This is a genomic window from Fibrobacter sp., assembly GCA_024398965.1.
Taxonomy (GTDB): Bacteria; Fibrobacterota; Fibrobacteria; order Fibrobacterales; family Fibrobacteraceae; genus Fibrobacter.
The window spans coordinates 1-1694 of record JAKSIF010000131.1 but is presented as its reverse complement, the minus strand read 5'-3'; the positions used below and the strand labels follow the sequence as shown (position 1 = coordinate 1694).

2 protein-coding genes are annotated in these 1694 nt (G+C 51.5%); both read right to left on the bottom strand.

Translation table 11 applies throughout. The annotated features are described in order from the left end of the window. Nucleotides 1–87: 87 nt before the first annotated feature. Nucleotides 88–1194: an acyltransferase gene (locus MJZ26_15075; protein MCQ2107099.1), complete on the bottom strand. Its 1107-nt coding sequence runs from the start codon at nt 1192–1194 to the stop codon at nt 88–90. After that, nucleotides 1191–1400, bottom strand: a complete 210-nt coding sequence (locus MJZ26_15070) for an AbrB/MazE/SpoVT family DNA-binding domain-containing protein (GenBank protein ID MCQ2107098.1) — start codon at nt 1398–1400, stop codon at nt 1191–1193. Before MJZ26_15070 ends, MJZ26_15075 begins: the two co-directional genes overlap by 4 nt. Nucleotides 1401–1694 lie beyond the last annotated feature (294 nt).

The following is a 1694-nucleotide window of genomic DNA, read 5'->3' as shown; positions in this document are numbered from 1 at the left end:
AAGGGGAAATTCGGCCTTGACAGCATAGTGGAATGTGTTGCAAACGCCGCCGCCAAGGGAATTGTCACTGTGTGAGGATGGAGAATTCTATACGCTTTTCTTTTCACCCAGCACGCACCAGCGGATAAGCGGGATGCGGCGGATTATCTCATAAAGGAGCGGTGACAGGGTGAAAACCGCCACGGCAAGGATAAGGTACATTGCCACCGGAGGCAGCTGAGTGTAGGTTTTCATCATATAGCCAAACGCCGCAACGGGAAGGTAATGGATAATGTATATCCCGTAACTTGAGCGGGTCATATAGCCGGAAAAGGCGTTTGTGCAGTCCCAGCGGGCCTGGAACAGCCCCATCATGGCAAGACACATAAGCCAGCCGTAAATTGAGTTCAGGGGGCTTCCAAGGTACTCCGGAGAGGTGTTATCCTGCCCGAAGGTGGTGCCGATGAGAAAGCATCCCGCTATAACTGCCGATACCATCAGGGGAATCCAGGCCTTTCCCACCTTTTCCTGAACTTCGTCGTGAGAGAACACGAAGTATCCAAGGAGGAACGGAACCAGGTAGAAAAGGGGCTTGTACAGGTTCAGAAGGCCGTCGGCCGATTCCGGACGGGGGTTCCGGATAAGAGTCTGTTCCCCTGCCCAGAAGAGCACCCCAAGCATAATCACCCATACGATACCAGCCTTTCCGCACCAGTTCCAGAACTTATCTTTTTTGTCAAGGGCACGCACAATCAGAAGCACTATGCACAGCAGCCACAGCACCTGGATGAACCACAGAGGGCCCGTGCCGCTCACCGCCATGATTATATATTTTGCCACTGCCGGAACCCCGTCAAAGACGCCCTGCCTTGATGCCACCACCGTGTTGAAGTATCCCACCATCCAATGGAAAACAAAAAGGCCGATAGTCCCCGGCACCAGCAGTTTCCGCGTACGCGCCTTGAACCACTCCTTTGCGGAATACTTGTCCAGGGCATACCTGGCGCTTATTCCAGCCAGGATAAAAAGAAGCGGCATGAAGAAAGGGTACAGGATGTACATCACAATATCCTGGTACTGCGGGATATCCGGATACTCTCCAAAGCCCCCAATTCCGCCAAACACGCCCTTGTTGTTGTAGAAGTAGATGACGTGGTACAAAAGTACCAGAAGTACGGTTACCCACCGCAGATTGTCTATCCAATGCTTTCTCATTTTGTAAGTCCCTCCATGGTCTGGTCTATTACGCTTTGGAAAATATCAGTCTTCAACAGTGCCATTCCTTTCTGGTCTCCAAGCATAAGCAGGGCATCCCCCGGCTTGATATTGTACACTGTACGGGCCTCCTTGGGAATAACAATCTGGCCCTTGTCCCCCACCTTCACAACTCCGAAGATGTATTTGCCTTCATTTTCCTGCATAGTGGTAAAAGTTAGAATTTTCCCACAAATATAACAAATAATCCATTCCCCCGCAAAAAAAATAATGAGTTCGGCACACAAGCGGGCGAGGTTGGCAAGTCTTTTGGACGAGGTGTAACCCTTTATTGGACCAGGTGGCATTTCACCCCCTGGACCAGGTCCACGGGGTGGATTATTCAAACAAACAACAGCCCGCGGAGTGAACTGCGGGCTGTAATTTCAAATGGTTGGGGTTAGTCCTTGACAGGGCGTACGGACCTGCCATCGCAGCGAGGGACGAGAGCCTTGTCCTTG